Source organism: Streptomyces sp. HPF1205, assembly GCF_020400825.1.
GTDB lineage: Bacteria > Actinomycetota > Actinomycetes > Streptomycetales > Streptomycetaceae > Actinacidiphila.
Map to the genome: position 1 here is coordinate 31572 of NZ_JAINVH010000030.1, position 19383 is coordinate 50954.

Consider the following 19383-nt stretch of genomic DNA (forward strand, 5'->3'; position numbering starts at 1 on the left):
GTGGTGACGACAAGCCCCCGCCACCGTGACGGGGCGGTCCGCGCGGACGCCCAATCCTGCCGCCGCGCGGACGCCAGGTCGACACGAGTGCAACCGGCAGGAGCGGAGGACCCAGCACGACGGGGCCGGAACCGGAGCGATCTCCGGGCCGCCCCTTGGGGTGAAGCCGCTGCCGAGCGCCCACGGGCGTCCGGCGGCGGCCGGGCATCTTCGCCTGCCCGAACCCGACAGGTCATCCTTCGCAGGCCGACGACGAAGGGTCGCGCATGACCGCGCTCCACCGCACCGCCCCCCAGGGCGTGTCCGCACGGCTGAGTCGCATCGGGGCGGCGTCCGTGCTCACCGCGGCGGCCGTCGCCGTACCGCCCGTGTTCCCGGGAACCGCGCAGCGGGCCGACGCCGCCACCCTGGCGCTTCAGGCGCTCGGCGTGGCCGCGTCCAAGCAGGGCTCGCCCTACCAGTGGGGGGCCACCGGCCCCTACCGGTTCGACTGCTCCGGCCTGACGATGTATTCGTTCAAGCACGTCGGCAAGAAGCTGCCCCGCACGGCCGCCGCGCAGTACAACAGCACCAGGCACATCGGGGCCGGCTCCCGCCACCTGGGCGACCTGGTGTTCTTCCACTCGGGGTCGTACGTCTACCACGTGGGGATCTACGCCGGGAACGGCCGGATCTGGCACGCTCCCAAGACCGGTGCCAGGGTCCGGCTGGAGAAGATCTGGACCCGCAGCGTCTGGTACGGCCGGGTCCGGTGAGGCGCCGGTACCGTCCGCCCCGGCGAGCCACCGGATTCGGCCCCGCCCCGGCCCCGGGCTCACCGCGCCGGGGAGCGCCCCCAGCCACGGCTGATCCGCCATGCGGCGAGCGCGCCGGACGCGGCCGCGACGCCGAGCAGCACCGCCGCGGCGGTGAGGGCCGGCCCGGTGTCCCCTGCGGACGCGTGCCGCAGCGCGCCCGCCGCCCAGTACCCGGGTGACACCGGGCTCACCGCGCGGACCCAGCCGGGCAGCGTGTGCAGCGGCACCAGGGCGCCGCCGAGCGTGGTGAGCACGAAGGCGCCGATGTCGTAGACGGCTGACAGCTGCTGGTAGCTGCGGGCCGTCACCCCCACGGCCGTGCCGAGTCCGAGCAGCGCCAGGCCCCAGGCGGCGCAGGCGACCACCAGCAGCCCGGGCGCGGCCACCGGCATGCCCAGCGCCGCCGCCCCCACTCCGAGCACGATCGCCTGCTGTAGCGCGAGGACGCCGAACACCGGCAGCGCCTTGCCGACCAGCAGCTCCAGCGGCCGCACCGGCGTCGCCCGCAGCCGGTCCCAGGTGCGCCAGTCCCGCTCGGACATGATCGCCGCGCCCACGATCGACATGGCAAGCAGCGAGAAGGTCACCAGCGACCCCACCACCTCCTCGCCGGTCCCGACGGGCCCCTGGGCGGCCTCGTACAACGGCCGCAGCGCCAGCAGCAGCATCAGCGGCATGACCAGCCGGCCGATCAGCGGCACCGGCTCGTGCAGCAGCACGGCGGTGTTGTGCCGGACCAGGATCCCGGTGCGCGGCAGGGAGTCATGCCACATTCCGGCCCGCCTGGGGTGCGGTGGGGCGCGCGTCGCGGGGGACGCCGCCCGGTGGAGCACCGGGCGCGCCCGCGGCTCGGACAGGGGCCCGACCCCCGCGGGTGTCCCGGCCCGCTCCCCCGTCCGCTCCTCCGTCCCCGTTCCCGTCCTGGGCGAGAGCGCGGTTCCCGCCGCCCCGGGGCTCGCCGGGCGGCGCGGGTCACGCCACGGGTACCGCCCACGGAATGGTGATCCACACGGTCTTGCCGCCGTCGTCGGTCGGGGTGATCCGCAGCCCGCCGCCGGATTCGGCGGCCAGATGGCGGACGATGGCCATGCCGCGCCCGTTGTCCCGCTGGACCGCGGCCGACAGCCGCCGGGGCCGGCGCGGGTGGCTGTCGGTCACGCCGACGTGCAATTGCTCCGAGCGCTCCAGCCTGACGTCGACGGTGAAGTTCGGCGACCGGTCCGAGGTGTGCAGCACCGCGTTGGTGGCCAGTTCGGAGACGATCAGCCGGACCGTGTCGTACGCCGGGGCATCCGGCGGCAGTCCCCACCCGGCCAGCAGGGCGCACACATAGCGCCGGGCCGTCGTCACCGACGCCGGGTCGCTCGGCAGCGTGAGGGTTGCTTCCTGAAGATCTGCCATGGCGACGCTGGTCCCTTTCCCGCCGTGACCGGGCTCCGGTGCGGGTGCGATCCGGCCGCGCCCGGATGCGGCCGGTTCGCGCCGGAGTGCCACTCATCGTGCCGCCAATGGGGATCCCGTACCGGACAATGCATATATCTGTCGCTCAAAACGGTGAACTCTCCCGACGGAGAACGCATTTGGTCGGCACACTGTCGTATCGGCCCCTGTCGGCCGTAACCGTTCACTTCAGGAGGCACGAGAACGATGGAGCGGGTTCCCGCCGTACGCAGGCGCAGACTCGGGGAGGAGTTGCGCCGGCTGCGCGATCTGGCCGGACTCACCAGTGGGGAGGCGGCCGGTCTGGCCGGATGGCATCAGTCGAAAGTGAGCCGGATCGAGACCGGCCGCAGCAGCGTGCGCGCGGAGGACGTCACGGTGCTGCTGGACGTCTACGGGGTGCGCGACCGGGATCTGCGCGACCTGCTGGCGACGCTGGCCGGCAACGGCTACCAGCGCGGCTGGTGGCACGACTTCCGCGACGTGCTGCCGGTGGAGTACCGCGACTTCATCAGCCTGGAGACGGGCGCGAGCCGGGCCCGTTCCATGGAGAACTCGGTGGTGCCCGGGCTGCTCCAGACGCCCGCGTACGCGGAGGCGCTCACCCGGGACGTGATGCCCCAGTTGAGCTCGCGCGAGGTGGACGCGCTGGTGAGGGTGCGCATAGCCCGGCAGGCGGTGCTGCGCCAGGACCGGCCGCTGGAACTGGACGCCGTACTCGACGAGGCGGTGCTGCGACGCAGCGTCGGCGGGCCCGGGGTGATGGCCGGTCAACTGCGCGCCCTGGAGGAGGCCGCCGAGCTGCCCCAGGTGAGGCTGCAGGTACTGCCCTTCACCGCGGGCGGACACATGGGAGTTACGGGTTCCTTCGTTGTCTTCTCCTTTCCGAACACCTCCGATCTCGACGTGGTTGTTGTCGACCATTTGACGAGTAGTCTTTATGTCGACCGGAAAGAAGACATCAAGGCGTACGGAGCCGCGTTCGACCGATTGCGGGACCGCGCCCTTTCATACGGGGAGTCCGCGGCGATGATCGCCGCACTGAGGGCCGAGTTGTCGGATTGATCCGGCGGTAACGCGATCAACCGGGAAATCAACCGAAAACGCACCGGCGCGTGGCTCGTTGTACTTCCGCCAGGCAGAACTGCCGTATAGAGGAGGCTCCATGACCATGCTGTCCCGGTACGTTTCCCCCAGTACCGCCCTCTCCGGCGCGAGATGGCAGCGCAGCAGCCACAGCACGGCCGCGAACAATTGCGTCGAGACCGCGCTGCTGGCGTCCGGCCGGCTGGCGGTCCGCGACTCCAAGGACGTCGCGGGCCCGGCGCTTCTGGTCACCCCACGGGCGTGGGCGGCCTTCGTGCGGGCGGTGTCGGACGGTGAGTTCGGCCGGGCGTGAGCCCGGCCCTCTCCGCCCTCCCTCTCCACCTCCCCGTCGCCGTACGGCCGCGCGGCCTCATTGCCGGGGCGCGGTGCGCGCGATGACGTCCACCGCGTCCCGGACCTCGTCGTCGGTGAGGTCGCAGCGCGCGGTCAGCCGCAGCCGGGAGATCCCGTCGGGCACGGACGGCGGCCGGAAGCAGCCCACCGACAGCCCCGCCTCGCGGCAGCGCTCCGCCCACGCCGCGGCCGCCTCGGGCGAGGGCGCGCGGACCGAGACCACGCAGGCGTCCGGCGCGGTCGCCTCCAGCCCGGCCGCGGTCAGCAGCCGGTGGAGGTCGCGGGCCACCGCGAGCGCCCTGCGCGCGCGCTCGGGCTCCCGCCGCAGCACTCGCAGCGCGGCCAGTGCCGCGCCGGCGGCCGCGGGGGCGAGCCCGGTGTCGAAGATGAACGTACGGGCCGTGTTGACCAGGTGCTCGACGACGGACGCGGGACCGAGCACCGCCCCGCCCTGGGCGCCCAGCGACTTGGACAGGGTGACCGTGCACACCACGTCGGGCGCTCCCGCGAGCCCCGCGGCGTGCAGCGAACCGCGGCCCCGCGCGCCGAGCACGCCCAGCCCGTGCGCGTCGTCCACCAGCAGCCCGGCCCCGTACTCCCGGCAGACGGCCGCGAGCGCGGCGAGCGGGGCGGCGTCGCCGTCCACCGAGAAGACCGCGTCGGTGACCATCAGCGCCGGGCCCGCGTGGCCGGCGAGCGCCTTGCGCGCCGCGTCCGGGTCGGCGTGCCGCACCACCTCCCGCCGTGCCCGGGACAGGCGGCAGCCGTCGATGAGCGACGCGTGGTTGGCCGCGTCGCACACCAGCAGGGTGCCGGGACCGCTCAGCGCGGTCGCCGCGGCGACGTTGGCGGCGTAACCCGAGGCGAAGACCAGGGCCGCCTCGAAGCCGGTGAACGCGGCGATCTCCGCCTCCAGTTCGGCGTGCAGAGCGGTGCTGCCGGTCACCAGGCGGGAGCCGGTGGACCCGGCGCCCCAGCGCAGGCAGGCGTCGGCTCCCGCCCGGGTGACCTCCGGATGCCTGGTCAGGCCCAGGTAGTCGTTGCCCGCCAGGTCGGTCAGCGGGGAGTCGGCCGGGCGCGGGCGCAGCCCCCGGCGCAGTCCGGCGGCCGCGCGCACCGCGGCCTGCCGTTCGGTCCAGGCGAAGGGTCCGGGCCGGTCGGTGTGCTGGGTTCGGGTCACGGCGGTCCCCCGGTTCGGGTTGCGGATGCGGGTGCGGGTCGGTGGCCAGAAACGTACCGACTCCCCACACCTGTCAAGAGTGTGGTGATGCCCACACCCCGCGACACTCCTGTTGTGGGGTCCGGCATTGGCCGGGGGCGGTGTCGTAGGCGAGGATCGCCCTCATGGATCTGCTGACCACTCTCGTGGACAAGGGGCTGCGCCGAGAGCCGCCCACCCGGGACGAAGCGCTGGCCGTCCTGGCTACCTCCGACGACGAACTGCTCGACGTGGTGGCCGCGGCCGGCAAGGTGCGCCGCCAGTGGTTCGGGCGCCGGGTCAAGCTGAACTACCTGGTGAACCTCAAGTCCGGGCTGTGCCCCGAGGACTGCTCGTACTGCTCGCAGCGGCTGGGTTCCACCACGGACATCCTCAAGTACACCTGGCTGAGGCCGCAGGAGGCGGCGGCCGCCGCGAGCGCGGGGGTCGCGGGCGGCGCCAAGCGGGTGTGCCTGGTGGCGAGCGGACGCGGGCCGACGGACCGCGACGTCGACCGGGTGTCGAAGACGATCGAGGCGATCAAGGAGGACAACGAGGACGTCGAGGTGTGCGCCTGTCTCGGGCTGCTGTCGGCCGGCCAGGCCGAGCGGCTGAGGGCGGCGGGAGCGGACGCGTACAACCACAACCTCAACACGTCCGAGGGAACCTACGGCACGATCACGACGACGCACACGTACTCCGATCGGGTGGACACGGTCCGGCAGGCCCAGGCGGCCGGGCTGTCCGCGTGCTCGGGGCTGATCGCGGGCATGGGCGAGACCGACGAGGACCTGGTCGACGTGGTGTTCTCGCTGCGCGCGCTCGACCCGGACTCGGTGCCGGTCAACTTCCTCATCCCCTTCGAGGGCACGCCGCTGGCCGAGGAGTGGAACCTGACCCCGCAGCGCTGCCTGCGGATCCTGGCCATGGTCCGGTTCGTCTGCCCCGACGTCGAGGTACGGCTGGCCGGCGGCCGCGAACTGCACCTGCGCTCCATGCAGCCGCTCGCCCTGCACCTGGTCAACTCGATCTTCCTGGGCGACTACCTGACCAGCGAGGGCCAGGCCGGCAAGGCCGACCTCGACATGATCGCGGACGCGGGCTTCGAGGTGGAAGGCGCGGGCACCCGGACGCTGCCCGAGCACCGGACCGCGGCCGGGGCGGTGTGCGGGTCGCACGAAGGCGCCGGGACCTGCGGGTCGCACGAGGGCGCCGGGAGCTGCGGGTCGCACGGGGCCGGGGGGTGCGGCGCGCACGGCGCCCGTGACGAGGAGGGGACCGCCGCCGCGTCCGGTCCGGCCCCCGCGACCGCCACCCCGGCTCCGGCGGGCACGCGGCCCGCACAGGTGCCCGCCTCTGCGGCGCGCCCCGACCTGGTCGCGGTCCGGCGGCGCGGCGCGGGTACGGACCTGCCGCCCAATGCCTGAGCCGCTGCCCGGCCGGCTGTCGCCCGACGTGCTGCTGGACCTGGACCGGCAGCACGTCTGGCACCCCTACGGTCCGATGCCCGGCCGCCAGGAGCCGCTGGTCGTGGCCTCGGCCTCCGGGGTGCGGCTGCGGCTGGCCGGGCCGGCGCAGGGCCGCACCGAGCTGATCGACGGCATGTCGTCGTGGTGGTCGGCGATCCACGGCTACCGGCACCCGGTGCTGGACGAGGCGGCCCGGGCGCAGCTGGACCGGATGAGCCATGTGATGTTCGGCGGGCTCACCCACGAGCCTGCGGTACGGCTGGCCGCCCGGCTGGTCGACATCGGTCCCGAGCCGCTGCGGCACGTCTTCCTCGCCGACTCCGGTTCCGTCTCGGTCGAGGTCGCGGTCAAGATGTGCCTGCAGTACTGGCGTTCCCTCGGCCGGCCGCAGAAGCGGCGGCTGCTGACCTGGCGCGGCGGCTACCACGGCGACACCTGGCAGCCGATGTCGGTGTGCGACCCCGAGGGGGGCATGCACGGCCTGTGGTCCGGTGTGCTGCCCCGGCAGGTCTTCGCCGACGCCCCGCCGCCCGGCTTCGACGCTCCCGTCGACCCCGCGTACGAGGCGCATCTGCGGAACCTGATCGGCCGTCACGCGCATGAGCTCGCCGCGGTGGTGGTGGAGCCGGTCGTGCAGGGCGCGGGCGGGATGGCCTTCCACTCCCCCGGCTACCTGCGGGTGCTGCGGGAGGCATGCGACGAGCACGGCGTGCTGCTGGTTTTCGACGAGATCGCCACCGGGTTCGGCCGCACCGGGCGGCTGTTCGCGGCCGAGCACGCGGGGGTCGCGCCCGACGTGATGTGTGTCGGCAAGGCGATGACCGGCGGCTACCTCAGCATGGCGGCGGCGCTGTGCACCACGGAGGTCGCCGAGGGCATCTCCCGTGGCGAGGTGCCGGTGCTGGCCCACGGGCCCACCTTCATGGGCAACCCGCTGGCCGCAGCCGTGGCCAACGCGTCCTTGGACCTGCTGCTCGGCCAGGACTGGGCCGTGGAGGTCAAGCGCATCGAGGCGGGGCTGCGCGAGGGTCTGGCGCCGGCCCGGGACGTCGCGGGGGTACGGGACGTGCGCGTGCTGGGCGCGATCGGCGTGGTCCAGCTCGACCACCCGGTGGACATGGCCGCGGCCACCCGGGCGGCGGTACGCGCGGGGGTGTGGCTGCGGCCGTTCCGCGACCTCGTGTACACCATGCCGCCCTACGTCACCGGGGATCCGGACGTGGCCGCGATCTGCGCGGCGGTGGTGTCCGCCGCCGCGGCCGGCTGAGCGGCGGGCAGGACGGGCCCCCGCCGGGACGCCGCGACCGGCCGCGTCCCGGCGGATGACGGGCAGACGTGATCACCATCACCTCTGCCAGTGACGGATAGTCGTCCGGTACGCGGGTAGGGCGCGCTGGACACCGAGAGGGCGTCGCCGTACGGGCGGCGCCTCGAAGCACGGAGCGAAGGGAACGGCACCATGGCCATCGTGGTCGTCACGGGGACGGGCACCGAGGTGGGCAAGACGGTCGCGACGGCCGCCGTCGCCGCGGCCTCGCTCGCGCAGGGGCTGAGCGTGGCGGTGCTCAAACCGGCACAGACCGGCGTCGGCGCCGACGAACCGGGCGACGCCGCCGAGGTGGCGCGGCTGGCCGGGCCGGTCACGGCGGCCGAACTGGCCCGCTATCCCGAGCCGCTGGCGCCCGTGACCGCGGCGCTGCGGGCCGGGCTGAAACCGGTCGGTCCCGAGGAGGTCGCCGAGGCGGCGGCGAAGCTGGCCGCCGTCCACGACGTGGTCCTGGTCGAGGGCGCCGGCGGCCTGCTGGTCCGCTACGACGAGAAGGGCTCCACGCTCGCGGACACGGCCGCGCTGATGGGCGCGCGGGTGCTGCTGGTGGCCCCCGCGGGCCTGGGCACCCTCAACCCCACGGCGCTCACCGCGGAGGCGCTGCGGGCCCGGAAGATCAACTTCCTGGGGGTGATCATCGGCTCGTGGCGGGCCGAGCCGGACCTCGCCGAGCGGTGCAACATCGCCGACCTGCCGGTCGCGGCCGGTGCCCCCCTGCTCGGTGCGCTGCCGGAACGGGCGGCCGCGCTGTCCCCCGGCGCCTTCCGCGCCGCCGCCCCGGACTGGCTGGCCCCGGAGCTCGGCGGCCGCTGGGACGCCCGGGGCTTCGCCGCGCACTACGCTCCGCCGCCCTTCACGGCGGCGGCGGGCCCGGCGCCCGTACCCGGCACGGCTCCGGCTCCGGCTCCGGCTCCGGCTCCGGCTCCGGCTCCGGCTCCGGCTCCGGGCACCGTTCCACCGCCCGCCGGCGAGTCGTCCGCCGCGTTCGCCGCTCCGCTCGCCGCCGAGGGGCCGCCGCCGGCCGCTCCCGCCGCCCCGGAGGGCCTCAGCGAGTGACGGTCCAGGTCCGCAGTTCCTCGGCGATCCGGTCGACGCCCGCCGTGCCGTCCTTGACCAGCCGGGCCAGGTCCCTGACCTGCTCCGCGGTGGTGCCGACGGCCAGACCGCCGGCCACCAGGTAGGCGTACGCCACCGCCGTCGCGAACAGCGCGTTGGACCGCTCCAGGGCGGGCACGTGGAGCAGCAGTTGCAGCAGCGCGGCGGCCCTGGTGTGCGGGTCGGGGTACACGGGCCGGCCGAATATCTCGGCCTGGTGCCTGCTGACGGCGGCGACGAGCGCGCCCCAGTCCGTGACCTGCGGGTCGCCGGGGGTGTTGCGCTCGGCGACCATGAGGAGCCACGCGAGGTCGATCTTCAGGGTCAACGGGCGGTGCCCTCACCCGGCTCGGCGCCGCCCGGGCCGCCGAACTCCTCGCTGAAGACCGCCTCGTACTTCTTCATGAAGTCGGCGGCCGCGTGGACGAACGCCCTTCCGGACTCCCCCTCGTCCTGCCGGACGAGTTCCTCGATGTACCGGTTGACGCTGATGCCTCGCTCGGACGCGCGGGCCCTGGCCGCCTCAGCCGTGGCTTCGTCCACCCGCACGTTCAACTGGGTCTTCGCCATGCGCCAACGCTAGCGCCGCAGCGCTAGTAGCGGCAAGGGCGCCTTCTCGGATCGTGAAATCCCCGCCGGGCGGGCGGGACGGGCTGGTGGGATACCCGTATGAGTGATCTACGGATACGGCCCGCCGCCGCACGGGACGCGGCGGCCGTCCTCGCCTTCTGGCGGACCGCCGCCGAGGGCGTCAGCGTCAGCGACGATCCGGCGGGAGTGGCCGCGCTGATCGCGCGCGACCCCGAGGCGCTGCTGCTCGCCGAGCGCGACGGTGAGCTGGTCGGCACGGTGATCGCCGGGTTCGACGGCTGGCGCTGCCACCTGTACCGGCTCGCCGTGCGTCCCGACGTCCGCCGTCAGGGTGTCGCGCGCACCTTGCTGGAGGCCGCGCAGGAACGTTTCATCGCACTCGGCGGCCGCCGCGGCGACGCCATGGTGCTGGAACGCAACGAACCCGCCCACCACGCCTGGCGGGCGGCGGGCTACACGCCGCAGGAGCAGTGGCGCCGCTGGGTCAAGCCGCTGACGGCGGACTGAACCGGCGAAGTCGGCCGCCGGGCGCCACGCCGCACCGGCGAAGTCGCGGGCGGCGGCGCGTGCGGCCGGGCGCCCGGTAGCCGATCATGGGATCGAGGTGTCCCGATGACCGAAGCGCTCCTCCTGGTGCCGGCCGTGCTGCTCGTCCTCGCCTGCGGCGTGTTCGTTGCGGCCGAGTTCTCGCTGACCACCGTCGAGCGCAGCGAACTGGAACGCGCGGCCCGGGAGGGCGAGCGGGGCGCGCACGCGGCCCTGGCGGCGGTGCGCACGCTTACCGTGCAGCTGTCCGGCGCCCAGCTCGGGATCACCACGACCGGTCTGGTCATCGGCATGCTCGCTCAAGGGTCCGTCGCCGCACTGCTGCGCGGGCCGCTGCGGGCCGCCGGGCTGTCCGCGTCCGCCGCGTCCACCCTCGCGCTGGTGCTGGGCACGGCGGTCACGACGGTGGCCTTAATGGTGGTCGGCGAGCTGATCCCCAAGAACTGGGCGATCTCCCGGCCGCTGCGGGTCGCCACCGCGGTGGCGCCCGCCCAGCGCGCGTTCACCAGGGCCTTCGGACCGCTGATCCGCCATCTGGACAACACCGCCAACCGGGTGCTGCGCCGGCTCGGCCTGGAACCGACCGAGGAGCTGGCGTCCGCGCGCGACCCTCAGGAGCTGGTGGCGCTGGCCCGGCACTCCGCGCGCGCGGGCGCGCTGGAGGCCGACACCGCCGAACTGTTCGTTCGCACCCTGGGCCTGGCCGAGCTCACCGCGGAGAACGTGATGACCCCGCGCGTCCAGGTCACCGCCCTGGAGCAGCGGGCCACCGCCCAGGACGTGGCCAACGCCACCCGCGCCACCGGGCTGTCCCGCTTCCCGGTCTACCGGGACACCCTGGACTCCGTCATCGGCACCGTCCACATCAAGGACGTGCTCGCCGTACCGCCGGCCGACCGCTCCGGGCTGCCGGTGACCGCGCTGCTGCGCGAACCGCTGCTGGTCCCCGAGTCGCTGACCGTGGAGCGCCTGCTGGACCGCCTGTCCAGCAGGCAGTCGATGGCGGTGGTCATCGACGAGTACGGGGGCACGGCGGGCGTGGCGACCATGGAGGACATCGTCGAGGAGGTGGTCGGCGAGGTCCGCGACGAACACGACCCGAACCAGTTGCCGGACCTGCTCCTGCTGCGCGAGGACCGGGAGGGCCGCCGGGTCTACGACGCGGACGGCGCCACCCGCACCGAGGACCAACTCCGGCGGATCGGGCTGCGCGCGCCGGAGGGCCCGTACGAGACGCTGGCCGGGCTCGTGGCGCACCGGCTCGGGCGCATCCCGGGGCGCGGCGACACCGTCGAGGTCGGCGGCTGGCGGATCGAGGTGACCGAGGCGTCCGGGCACCGGGCGGCCCGCGCGCTGCTGGTGTCGCCTCCGCGCGGCGGGGAGGCGCAGGCCCCGTGACCCTCCTGCAGATCCTGGTCGGCCTGCTGACCATCGTGGTGAACGCCTTCTTCGTGGGCGCCGAGTTCGCGATGGTCTCGGTGCGGCGCAGCCAGATCGAGCCGCGCGCGGCGGCCGGCGAGCGCGGGGCGCGGCCGGTGCTGTGGGGCCTGGAGCACCTGTCGGCGCTGCTGGCCGGAGCCCAGCTCGGCATCACCGCGTGCACGCTGGTGCTGGGCATCGTGGCCGAGCCCGCGGTCGCGGACGTGCTGGCACCGCTGTTCCGGGTCGCGCACGTGCCGCACGGCGTGGTGCACCCGGCCTCGTACGCCATCGGGCTGGCGCTGGCCACCTACCTGCACATGCTGTTCGGCGAGATGGTGCCCAAGAACATCGCGCTGGCCGGGCCGGTGCGCTCCGCGCTGCTGCTGGGGCCGCCGCTGGTGGCGCTGACCCGGGCGGTGCGGCCGCTGATCTTCGGGATCAACGCGCTGGCCAACGCCGGACTGCGGCTGGTGCGGGTGGAGCCGCGTTCGGAGGTGGCCGCGGTCTTCTCGCCCGACGAGCTGTCGCGGATCGTGGTGGACGCGCGCGAGGCGGGACTGCTCGACGAGCGGGCGACGGAACGGCTGCGGGACGCCCTGGAGCTCGGGCGGCGCCCGGTGGCCGGGATCGTCGTTCCCGCCGACCGGGTGGTGCGCGCACCGCTGGGCATCACCGCGGAGGGTCTGGAGGCGCTGAGCGCGGACTCCGGCTTCTCCCGCTTCCCGGTGGCCGACGACGACGGCCGGGTGCTGGGCTACCTGCACGTGAAGGACGCGCTGGACGCCTTCCCGCCCGACGCCCCCTTCCCGCGCTCGGCGCTGCGCCGCATCACCCGGGTGCGCGCGGACACGCCGCTGGACGACGTGCTCACCGCGATGCGGGCCGGCGGCGCCCACCTGGCGGCGGTGGTGGACGACGAGGGGCGGGGGCTCGGCCTGGTGACCATGGAGGACGTGCTGAAGGAACTGGTCGTCCCGGGCCGGCCGTAGCGGACCGGGACCGCGGGGCAGGGCACGAGCGGGCACGCGAGCGGGCACGGCCGGGGACGGGCAGGGACGGCCGGGGACGGGCGGCTCCCGGTGGTCCCGGTTCGTACGGTGACCAAGCGCTCGCATAGGATCGCCGGGCCATGGGGACACCTGAGACGCACACGTACACGAGCTTCGTCGCGGTCGGCGACTCCTTCACCGAGGGCATGTCCGACCTGCTGCCCGACGGCACCTATCGCGGCTGGGCGGACCTGCTCGCGGGGCGGCTGGCCGCGCGGGCGCCCGGTTTCCGCTACGCCAACCTCGCCGTGCGCGGCAAGCTGATCCGGCAGATCTCCGAGGAGCAGGTGGACACCGCCGCCGCGATGGGCGCGGACCTCATCACCCTGGTCGGCGGCCTGAACGACGTGCTGCGGCCCAAGTGCGACGTGGACGCGGTGTGCGGGCTGCTGGAGAGCTCGGTGGAGCGGCTCGCGCCGGCCTGCCGGCAACTGGTGCTGATGCGCAGCCCGGCCAGGCGCGGCCCGGTGGCCACCCGTGTCCTGCCCCGCATGGAGCGCCTGTACGACTTCGTCGACGGCCTCGCCCGGCGCCACGGCGCCCTGGTGGTGGACCTTTACGGCGCCGAGGTGCTGGGCGACCCGCGGATGTGGGCCGACGACCGGCTCCATCTGACGGCCGAGGGGCACGTCCGCGTCGCCGAGGCGGTGTGGCAGACCCTGGGGCTGCCCGCCGAGTCGCAGTGGACCCGCGCCCTGCCCCCGCACCTCCCGGCCCCCTGGGCGGCCCGGCGCCTGGCCGACGTCCGGTTCACCCGCGAGCACCTGCTGCCGTGGATAGGGCGCCGGCTGACCGGCCGCTCCTCGGGCGACGGCCGCCTGCCCAAGCGCCCGGAGCTGCTGCCGTACGAGACGCGGCTGCCGTAGGGCCACCGCCGGCGGGACGCGGCTGGGGGCACCGCCGCGACCAGTAGAATCTCCCCACGTGACTGCCAAGCCGCGTATCCCCGATGTCCTCGCCGGCCGCTATGCCTCCGCCGAGCTCGCCGCCCTCTGGTCGCCGGAGCGGAAGGTGGTGCTGGAGCGCAGGCTGTGGCTGGCCGTGCTCCGCGCTCAGCGCGACCTCGGGGTGGAGGTGCCCGAGGAGGCCGTCGCGGACTACGAGCGGGTGCTGGAGCAGGTCGACCTGGCCTCGATCGCCGAGCGGGAGAAGGTCACCCGGCACGACGTCAAGGCCCGGATCGAGGAGTTCAACGCGCTGGCCGGGCACGAGCAGGTCCACAAGGGGATGACCTCGCGGGACCTGACCGAGAACGTCGAGCAGCTCCAGATCCGGCTCTCGCTGGAGCACGTCAGGGACCGCACGGTCGCGGTGCTGGCACGGCTGGGGCAGCTCGCCGGGCAGTACGCGGAGCTGGTGATGGCCGGCCGCTCGCACAACGTCGCCGCGCAGGCCACGACGCTGGGCAAGAGGTTCGCCACGGCTGCGGACGAACTGCTGGTGGCCTTCGCGCGGGTCGAGGAACTGCTCGCGCGGTATCCGCTGCGCGGCATCAAGGGCCCGGTCGGCACCGCGCAGGACATGCTGGACCTGCTGGGCGGCGACGAGGCCGCGCTGGCCGAACTGGAGCGGCGGGTCGCCGGGCACCTGGGCTTCTCCCGGTCGTTCACCTCCGTCGGCCAGGTCTACCCGCGGTCGCTGGACTACGAGGTGGTCTCGGCGCTGGTGCAGCTCGCCGCCGCGCCCTCCTCCACCGCGCGGACGATCCGGCTGATGGCCGGGCACGAGCTGGTCACCGAGGGCTTCAAGCCGGGCCAGGTGGGCTCCTCGGCGATGCCGCACAAGATGAACACCCGCTCCTGCGAGCGCGTCAACGGCCTGATGGTGGTCCTGCGCGGATACGCGTCGATGACCGGGGAACTGGCCGGCGACCAGTGGAACGAGGGCGACGTGTCCTGCTCGGTGGTGCGCCGGGTCGCCCTGCCGGACGCCTTCTTCGCCTTCGACGGGCTGCTGGAGACGTTCCTGACGGTGCTGGACGAGTTCGGCGCCTTCCCGGCGGTCGTGGCGCGCGAGCTGGACCGCTACCTGCCGTTCCTGGCCACCACAAAGGTGCTGATGGGCGCGGTGCGCGCCGGGGTCGGCCGGGAGGTCGCGCACGAGGTGATCAAGGAGCACGCGGTGGCCTCCGCGCTGGCGATGCGCGAGCAGGGCACCGAGCGCAACGAACTGCTCGACCGGCTCGCCGCCGACGAGCGGATCCCGCTGGACCGCGCCGCACTGGACGCGCTGATGGCCGACCGGCTGTCCTTCACGGGGGCGGCGGCCTCGCAGGTGGTCGAGGTCGTGCGCCGGGTGGAGGAGGTCGTCAAGGCGCACCCGCAGGCGGCCGCCTACCGTCCAGGGGCGATCCTCTGACCCCCGAGCAGCTCGCCGCCGCGCGTGACCGGACCCTTCGGGACGTGGTCGCGCCCGACCTGCGTGTGCTGTTCTGCGGCATCAACCCCGGGCTGATGTCGGCGTACACCGGGCACCACTTCGCCCGGCCGGGCAACAGGTTCTGGCCGGCGCTGCACGCCTCCGGGTTCACTCCGCGGCGGTTCGCGCCCGCGGAGCAGTGGGAGGTGCTGGAGCTCGGCTTCGGCCTCACCAATGTGGCCGGGCGGGCCACGGCCAGGGCGGACGAGCTCAGCCGCGAGGAGCTCATGGCGGGCGGCGAGCGGCTGATCGCGAAGGTTGCCGCGTACCGGCCCGGCTGGCTGGCGGTGCTGGGGGTCACGGCCTACCGGGTGGCCTTCGGCGACAAGGACGCCCGGGTCGGACCGCAAGAGCTGCGGCTGGGCGGCACCCGCGTCTGGGTGTTGCCCTCCCCCAGCGGGCTCAACGCGCACTGGTCGCCCGCGACGCTGGCGCAGGAGTTCGGACGGCTGCGGGCGGCGGCGTACGGATCGCAGTACGGCCCGCGGGCCGCGGACGGCGACGCGACCGGTGCGCCCGCGGCCGTGCGGGCGCAGGGTCCGGACGGGACCGGGCTACGGATCTAGGCCCCTCGCGCGCCGGCGTCCCGCGGACCGATGACGCGCGGGTCCGTCAGGGACGGGTCCGTCACAGACGGCTCGGACACGGACGGGTCCGACACGGACGGCTCGGACACGGACGGGTCCGACACAGACGGGTCAGACATCCGCGGACCCGCCGTACGCGGGTCCGTCACCCGAGGACCCGTCGGACCCGGACCCGGCGCCACCGCCTGCTCGTACACCGCCCGGTCCGCCGTCGCCACGACGAGCTGCAGCGGTAAGCCGCGCTCGCCCTGGCCGACGCCGACGGCTGTCCAGCGGTCGCCGACCCGCCACCCGTACACCTCGGGCACGAAGCCGCACAGCTCGTCCAGCGGCGGCGGGGGGCGCCCTTCGGGTGAAGCCCCGGCGGTGGGTCCGCCGGCCGTCCGCCGCTCCAGGAACGGGTACAGGTCGAGCGTCTCCGGTTCGCCCCAGCGCGCGCTCAGCAGCTCGACCAGGGCCTGGCACCAGGCGCGGAAGTCGTCCTCCGCATGAGCCGCCCGGCCGGGGTCGGCGCCGTGGGGGTCGTGGAGGTCCTCGCTCACCGCGAGGGCGGCCAGGTGGAAGCCGGGCCCGCTGACGACGGTCCCCCGGTGGCCGCGCCGGGCCGGGAAGGGCAGCCGGCGCAGCCGGTCCACCTCGGCGAGCAGAGCGGCAAGATCCATGTCTCCAGTAAAGCGCCGCCCTGTGACAGTTGGCTGCCCGTCAGGCCGCGCGCCCCCGTCGCGCGGCGCGGCGCGGGCCCGGGGACACTCGCCGCGCGGCCCGGTGCCGGGTACCATCCGCCACACACGTGCGACTGGGAGGACCACACCTTGGGGCGACTGACCGGCGGGGATCCGTCGCTGCTCCGGCGGATCAACTCCGCGGTCGTCCTCCACGCCCTGCGCGATGCGCGAACCACCACCCTGACCGAGCTGGTGCACAGCACGGGGCTGTCCCGGCCCACCGTCGAGGGCGTGATCGAGGGCCTGACGGAGTCGGGGCTGGTGGTGGAGGCCGCGCCCGGGGCGGGGGACGGCCGCAGGCAGGGCCGGCCCGCCCGCCGGTTCCGCTTCCACGCCGAGGCCGGCCACCTGCTGGGCATCGAGATCGGCTCGCACCAGGTGCGGGTGCTGCTGTCGGACCTCGCCGGGCAGGTGCTGGGTTCGCACGGCCGGGAGGTGCCCGAGGCGGCGCCCGCCGACGAGCGGCTGGAGCGGGTGCGCGGCACCGTCGCCGAACTGCTGCGGAAGGCCGGGGTGGCGCGCAGCACGCTGTGGGCGGTGGGCGTGGGGAGCCCCGGCATCGTGGCGGCGGGCGGCGAGGTGCGGCTGAGCACGGCCCTGCCGGGCTGGACCGGACTGCCGCTGGGCGAGCGGCTGCGGCGCTCGTTCCGCTGTCCGGTGCTGGTGGAGAACGACGCCAACGTGGCGGCGGTCGGCGAGCACTGGAAGGGCGCCGCGGTCGACACCGACGACCTGGTGTTCGTGCTGGCGGGGCTGAGCCCGGGGGCGGGTGCGCTGATCGGCGGCCGGCTGCACCGCGGGTTCGGCGGCGCAGCCGGGGAGATCGGGGCGCTGCACCTGCTGGGCCGCGAGGTCACGCCCGAGCACCTGCTGTCCACCACGGGCACGCCGCTGCATCCGCTGGACGAGCAGGCGGTGGCGCGGGTGTTCGCGCTGGCCAGGGACGGCGACGCGCAGGCCGGGGACGCGGTGGAGCGCTTCTTGCGCCGGCTGGTGCACGACGTGGCGGCGCTGGCGCTGGCGCTCGACCCGGAACTGGTGGTGATCGGCGGCTGGGCGGCCGGCCTGGACGGGGTCCTCGACCCGCTGCGGTCGGAACTGGCCAGGTACTGCCTGCGGCCGCCCCGAGTGGTGCTCTCCGCGCTCGGTTCCGAGGCCATCGCGACGGGCGCGCTGCGGCTGGCGCTCGATCACGTCGAGGAGCGGTTGTTCGCGGTCGAGCGGACCTCACCGGCTCACCTGTAGGACGGCCCCGGCGCGGCGCGACTCCCCCGGCGCGGGGCCCGCCGCGGCAGGCGGCGGGCCGGTCGGGCGCAGGGGTGTCGCAGGGGTGTCGCGGCGGTGCCGCGGGTCAGGACGCCCGGCGGGTGTCGGACGCCTGGTGGTGGGTGACCTCCAGGGCCCCGGAGTCGCCGAAGGTGAGGCGGCAGGTGTCGGCGCGGTAGGTGGCCACGGAGGCGGCGGCGACGCGGCCCTGGGCGTAGTAGCGGGTGGTGACGACCAGGACCGGCGCGCCCGGCAGCCGGTCGAGCTGCTTGGCGTCCTCGGCGCGGGCCGAACCGAGTTCGACCGCGCGGTCCTCGCCCTCCAGTTCCAGCTCCCGCAGTTCACGCAGCACCGCGGGCGCGTGCTCGGCGGGGCCGAGCATGCCGGACAGGCCGGGGACGGACGCCGGGGGCACGTAGAGCATTTCGGTGGCGATGGCCTGACCCTGGATCATGCGTTCGCGGCGGACGGTGTGCACGCGCTCCCCCGCCTCCACGCCGAGCAGCGCGGCGACGGCGGCCGGCGGCGCGGCCTCGGCGCAGCCGACGGTGTCCCAGGCGTCGCGCCCCGCGCCGGGCCAGGTGCCGGCCGAGGGGCCCACGGACACGCCGATGCGCGGCGGGGCCACGGTGGTGCCGACGCCGCGCCGCCGCTGCAGGCGGCCTTCGAGTTCGAGTTGTTCCAGCGCCTGGCGGAGCGTGGCACGGGCGACGCCGAAGCGGGCGGCGAGGTCCCGCTCGTTGGGCAGGATCTCGCCGACCTCGAACTCCGAGTCGAGGGCGTCGTTCAGCACGGTCTTGAGGTGCCAGTACTTGGGCTCCTGCACCGGTTCGAGCTGCGTGGTCCCCACCCTGTCCTCGCAATCACCGCTTGTCGGGCGCGTCGCGTCCGCCTTGTCGAGCCTTGTTTCGGAATCCGTCTTTATTAAAGGTCCTTGCACTACCAGGACGATAGATCGGTCTCGCGAACTTGGTCAAGACCAATCCTCGAAGCCTCCCTTTCCCACCGGAAGCGGATACGTGGACGGTGCAAGCGGTGGTGACGAGGCGCTGCGATAGCGTTCGTGACCTGGCGTCGGGAACCGGCCGCGCGAATTGCGGGATCCGGTCCCCGCAAGGAGGAGGAAGGTGGGCGCCATGAGCCGCGTCACGGTGGTCACGGGTGGCGGCCGCGGGATCGGGGCGGCGGTGGCGCTGCGGCTGGCCGAGGCCGGCCACCTGATCGGACTGGGCTACGAACGGGCGCGGGACGCGGCCGAGGAGACCGCCCGGGCGATCCGCGAGGCGGGCGCGGACTGCCTGGTGCACCAGGTGGACACCGGCGACGAGCAGCAGGTCGACGCCTTCTTCGACGCCGTGCGCGAGGGACTCGGACCGGTCACGGGGCTGGTCAACAACGCGGGCGTCACCGGGCCGCTCGGCCGTTTCGCCGAGACGCCGGTCGAGGTGATCGGCCGGGTCGTGCAGGTCAACGTGATGGGCGCGATGCTGTGCGCGCGCCGGGCGGTGCGGGAGATGTCCACGCGGTACGGCGGCCGGGGCGGCGCGATCGTCAACATCTCCTCGGGCGCCGCGACGTTGGGCGGCCCGGGAGAGTACGTGCACTACGCCGCGTCCAAGGCCGCGGTCGACGCGATGACGATCGGCCTGGCCAAGGAGCTGGCGACCGAGGGCGTCCGGGTCAACTCGGTGCAGCCGGGCATGATCGTCACCGGCATCCACGCGGCGATGGGCGACCCCGAGCGGCCGTGGCGCAACCCCGACCGGATCCCCATGCGGCGCCCGGGCGAGCCTGCCGAGGTGGCCGGCGCGGTGGCGTGGCTGCTGTCGGACGAGGCGTCGTACACCACGGGCGCGGTGGTGAGGGTGGCCGGCGGGCTCTGACCGGCACGGGCCGGAGGCGGTTCGACTTCGTCCTGGGTGTTGACCCGGACATGGCCGAAACCCGACGGTGATACGCGGTAACGCGGGGGAAACCCGTCACGACGTGCGCGGGGGCACAATCCGCGTGCCG

General features: G+C 74.5%; 20 protein-coding genes and 1 pseudogene. 14 read left to right on the plus strand and 7 right to left on the minus strand.

Annotated elements, in window-relative coordinates:
• Positions 1-266 precede the first annotated feature (266 nt).
• A complete protein-coding gene (locus K7G61_RS27405; RefSeq protein WP_225849678.1) occupies positions 267-755 on the plus strand; it encodes a C40 family peptidase in 489 nt (162 codons plus the stop codon).
• A 59-nt stretch (positions 756-814) separates the two neighbouring features.
• Here the strand turns inward: K7G61_RS27405 and K7G61_RS27410 are convergent, their stop codons facing one another.
• Together K7G61_RS27410 and K7G61_RS27415 are read right to left on the minus strand one after the other, a co-directional pair.
• Positions 815-1570 (minus strand): ABC transporter permease, encoded by a 756-nt coding sequence (locus K7G61_RS27410; protein ID WP_225849679.1) that lies wholly within the window; start codon positions 1568-1570, stop codon positions 815-817.
• 199 nt (positions 1571-1769) lie between these two features.
• Positions 1770-2198, minus strand: a complete 429-nt coding sequence (locus K7G61_RS27415) for an ATP-binding protein (protein WP_225849680.1) — start codon at positions 2196-2198, stop codon at positions 1770-1772.
• 246 nt (positions 2199-2444) lie between these two features.
• Between K7G61_RS27415 and K7G61_RS27420 the strand changes: the two genes are divergently transcribed.
• Both K7G61_RS27420 and K7G61_RS27425 read left to right on the plus strand, forming a co-directional pair.
• Positions 2445-3302 carry a helix-turn-helix transcriptional regulator gene (locus tag K7G61_RS27420; RefSeq protein ID WP_225849681.1) on the plus strand — a complete coding sequence of 286 codons (858 nt, stop codon included), beginning with the start codon at positions 2445-2447 and terminating at the stop codon, positions 3300-3302.
• 100 nt (positions 3303-3402) lie between these two features.
• Positions 3403-3636, plus strand: a complete 234-nt coding sequence (locus tag K7G61_RS27425; protein ID WP_225849682.1) for a DUF397 domain-containing protein — start codon at positions 3403-3405, stop codon at positions 3634-3636.
• A 57-nt stretch (positions 3637-3693) separates the two neighbouring features.
• Here the strand turns inward: K7G61_RS27425 and K7G61_RS27430 are convergent, their stop codons facing one another.
• Positions 3694-4857 carry an 8-amino-7-oxononanoate synthase gene (locus tag K7G61_RS27430; protein WP_225849683.1) on the minus strand — a complete coding sequence of 388 codons (1164 nt, stop codon included), beginning with the start codon at positions 4855-4857 and terminating at the stop codon, positions 3694-3696.
• 164 nt (positions 4858-5021) lie between these two features.
• Between K7G61_RS27430 and bioB the strand changes: the two genes are divergently transcribed.
• The 3 genes and pseudogenes from bioB to bioD form a co-directional block, all read left to right on the plus strand.
• Positions 5022-6302: a biotin synthase BioB gene (gene bioB / locus K7G61_RS27435; protein ID WP_225849684.1), complete on the plus strand. Its 1281-nt coding sequence runs from the start codon at positions 5022-5024 to the stop codon at positions 6300-6302.
• Positions 6295-7611: an adenosylmethionine--8-amino-7-oxononanoate transaminase gene (locus K7G61_RS27440; protein ID WP_225849685.1), complete on the plus strand. Its 1317-nt coding sequence runs from the start codon at positions 6295-6297 to the stop codon at positions 7609-7611. Before bioB ends, K7G61_RS27440 begins: the two co-directional genes overlap by 8 nt.
• 192 nt (positions 7612-7803) lie before the next feature.
• Positions 7804-8520 (plus strand): annotated as a pseudogene (gene bioD / locus K7G61_RS27445) (dethiobiotin synthase); the annotation flags it as partial.
• A gap of 196 nt (positions 8521-8716) precedes the next feature.
• Here the strand turns inward: bioD and K7G61_RS27450 are convergent.
• Together K7G61_RS27450 and K7G61_RS27455 are read right to left on the minus strand one after the other, a co-directional pair.
• The gene (locus tag K7G61_RS27450) at positions 8717-9094 is read right to left on the minus strand and encodes a fic family toxin-antitoxin system, toxin component (protein ID WP_225849686.1); all 378 of its coding nucleotides are present in this window, start codon (positions 9092-9094) and stop codon (positions 8717-8719) included.
• On the minus strand, positions 9091-9336 hold the full coding sequence (locus tag K7G61_RS27455) for a toxin-antitoxin system HicB family antitoxin (protein WP_225849687.1): 246 nt from the start codon (positions 9334-9336) through the stop codon (positions 9091-9093). Before K7G61_RS27455 ends, K7G61_RS27450 begins: the two co-directional genes overlap by 4 nt.
• A 99-nt stretch (positions 9337-9435) precedes the next feature.
• On the opposite strand from K7G61_RS27455, the gene K7G61_RS27460 reads away from it, so the two are divergent.
• The 6 genes from K7G61_RS27460 to mug all read left to right on the plus strand — a co-directional run bounded on the left by K7G61_RS27460 (position 9436) and on the right by mug (position 15358).
• The gene (locus K7G61_RS27460) at positions 9436-9864 is read left to right on the plus strand and encodes a GNAT family N-acetyltransferase (RefSeq protein WP_225849688.1); all 429 of its coding nucleotides are present in this window, start codon (positions 9436-9438) and stop codon (positions 9862-9864) included.
• A gap of 105 nt (positions 9865-9969) precedes the next feature.
• Complete coding sequence (locus K7G61_RS27465) at positions 9970-11301, plus strand: hemolysin family protein (RefSeq protein ID WP_225849689.1); 1332 nt, start codon at positions 9970-9972, stop codon at positions 11299-11301.
• A complete protein-coding gene (locus K7G61_RS27470) occupies positions 11298-12314 on the plus strand; it encodes a hemolysin family protein (protein ID WP_225849690.1) in 1017 nt (338 codons plus the stop codon). The genes K7G61_RS27465 and K7G61_RS27470 overlap by 4 nt, the downstream gene beginning before the upstream one ends.
• Before the next feature lie 140 nt (positions 12315-12454).
• On the plus strand, positions 12455-13240 hold the full coding sequence (locus K7G61_RS27475) for an SGNH/GDSL hydrolase family protein (RefSeq protein WP_225849691.1): 786 nt from the start codon (positions 12455-12457) through the stop codon (positions 13238-13240).
• Between the two features lie 58 nt (positions 13241-13298).
• A complete protein-coding gene (purB, locus tag K7G61_RS27480) occupies positions 13299-14732 on the plus strand; it encodes an adenylosuccinate lyase (RefSeq protein ID WP_225849692.1) in 1434 nt (477 codons plus the stop codon).
• Entirely contained in the window at positions 14729-15358 is a 630-nt protein-coding gene (mug, locus tag K7G61_RS27485; RefSeq protein ID WP_225849733.1) for a G/U mismatch-specific DNA glycosylase, read from the plus strand. The genes purB and mug overlap by 4 nt, the downstream gene beginning before the upstream one ends.
• Here mug and K7G61_RS27490 read toward each other — a convergent pair.
• Positions 15355-16041 carry a hypothetical protein gene (locus K7G61_RS27490; RefSeq protein ID WP_225849693.1) on the minus strand — a complete coding sequence of 229 codons (687 nt, stop codon included), beginning with the start codon at positions 16039-16041 and terminating at the stop codon, positions 15355-15357. The two genes, mug and K7G61_RS27490, sit on opposite strands and share 4 nt — an antisense overlap.
• A gap of 150 nt (positions 16042-16191) precedes the next feature.
• Between K7G61_RS27490 and K7G61_RS27495 the strand changes: the two genes are divergently transcribed.
• Positions 16192-17349 carry an ROK family transcriptional regulator gene (locus K7G61_RS27495; RefSeq protein ID WP_225849694.1) on the plus strand — a complete coding sequence of 386 codons (1158 nt, stop codon included), beginning with the start codon at positions 16192-16194 and terminating at the stop codon, positions 17347-17349.
• A 106-nt stretch (positions 17350-17455) separates the two neighbouring features.
• On the opposite strand, the gene K7G61_RS27500 is transcribed toward K7G61_RS27495, so the two are convergent.
• Positions 17456-18220, minus strand: a complete 765-nt coding sequence (locus tag K7G61_RS27500; RefSeq protein WP_225849695.1) for a GntR family transcriptional regulator — start codon at positions 18218-18220, stop codon at positions 17456-17458.
• Positions 18221-18506: 286 nt separating this feature from the next.
• Here K7G61_RS27500 and K7G61_RS27505 point away from each other — a divergent pair, with 286 nt between their 5' ends.
• Positions 18507-19253: an SDR family oxidoreductase gene (locus tag K7G61_RS27505; protein WP_225849696.1), complete on the plus strand. Its 747-nt coding sequence runs from the start codon at positions 18507-18509 to the stop codon at positions 19251-19253.
• The last annotated feature ends 130 nt before the right edge of the window (positions 19254-19383 follow it).

What these genes read in the sequence shown, in the direction of transcription:
- K7G61_RS27405 (WP_225849678.1), top strand. Translation starts at nt 267, where the DNA reads ATGACCGCGCTCCACCGCACCGCCCCCCAGGGCGTGTCCGCACGGCTG.
- K7G61_RS27410 (WP_225849679.1), bottom strand. Translation starts at nt 1,570, where the DNA reads ATGTGGCATGACTCCCTGCCGCGCACCGGGATCCTGGTCCGGCACAAC.
- K7G61_RS27415 (WP_225849680.1), bottom strand. Translation starts at nt 2,198, where the DNA reads ATGGCAGATCTTCAGGAAGCAACCCTCACGCTGCCGAGCGACCCGGCG.
- K7G61_RS27420 (WP_225849681.1), top strand. Translation starts at nt 2,445, where the DNA reads ATGGAGCGGGTTCCCGCCGTACGCAGGCGCAGACTCGGGGAGGAGTTG.
- K7G61_RS27425 (WP_225849682.1), top strand. Translation starts at nt 3,403, where the DNA reads ATGACCATGCTGTCCCGGTACGTTTCCCCCAGTACCGCCCTCTCCGGC.
- bioB (WP_225849684.1), top strand. Translation starts at nt 5,022, where the DNA reads ATGGATCTGCTGACCACTCTCGTGGACAAGGGGCTGCGCCGAGAGCCG.
- K7G61_RS27440 (WP_225849685.1), top strand. Translation starts at nt 6,295, where the DNA reads ATGCCTGAGCCGCTGCCCGGCCGGCTGTCGCCCGACGTGCTGCTGGAC.
- K7G61_RS27455 (WP_225849687.1), bottom strand. Translation starts at nt 9,336, where the DNA reads ATGGCGAAGACCCAGTTGAACGTGCGGGTGGACGAAGCCACGGCTGAG.
- K7G61_RS27460 (WP_225849688.1), top strand. Translation starts at nt 9,436, where the DNA reads ATGAGTGATCTACGGATACGGCCCGCCGCCGCACGGGACGCGGCGGCC.
- K7G61_RS27465 (WP_225849689.1), top strand. Translation starts at nt 9,970, where the DNA reads ATGACCGAAGCGCTCCTCCTGGTGCCGGCCGTGCTGCTCGTCCTCGCC.
- K7G61_RS27475 (WP_225849691.1), top strand. Translation starts at nt 12,455, where the DNA reads ATGGGGACACCTGAGACGCACACGTACACGAGCTTCGTCGCGGTCGGC.
- K7G61_RS27490 (WP_225849693.1), bottom strand. Translation starts at nt 16,041, where the DNA reads ATGGATCTTGCCGCTCTGCTCGCCGAGGTGGACCGGCTGCGCCGGCTG.
- K7G61_RS27505 (WP_225849696.1), top strand. Translation starts at nt 18,507, where the DNA reads ATGAGCCGCGTCACGGTGGTCACGGGTGGCGGCCGCGGGATCGGGGCG.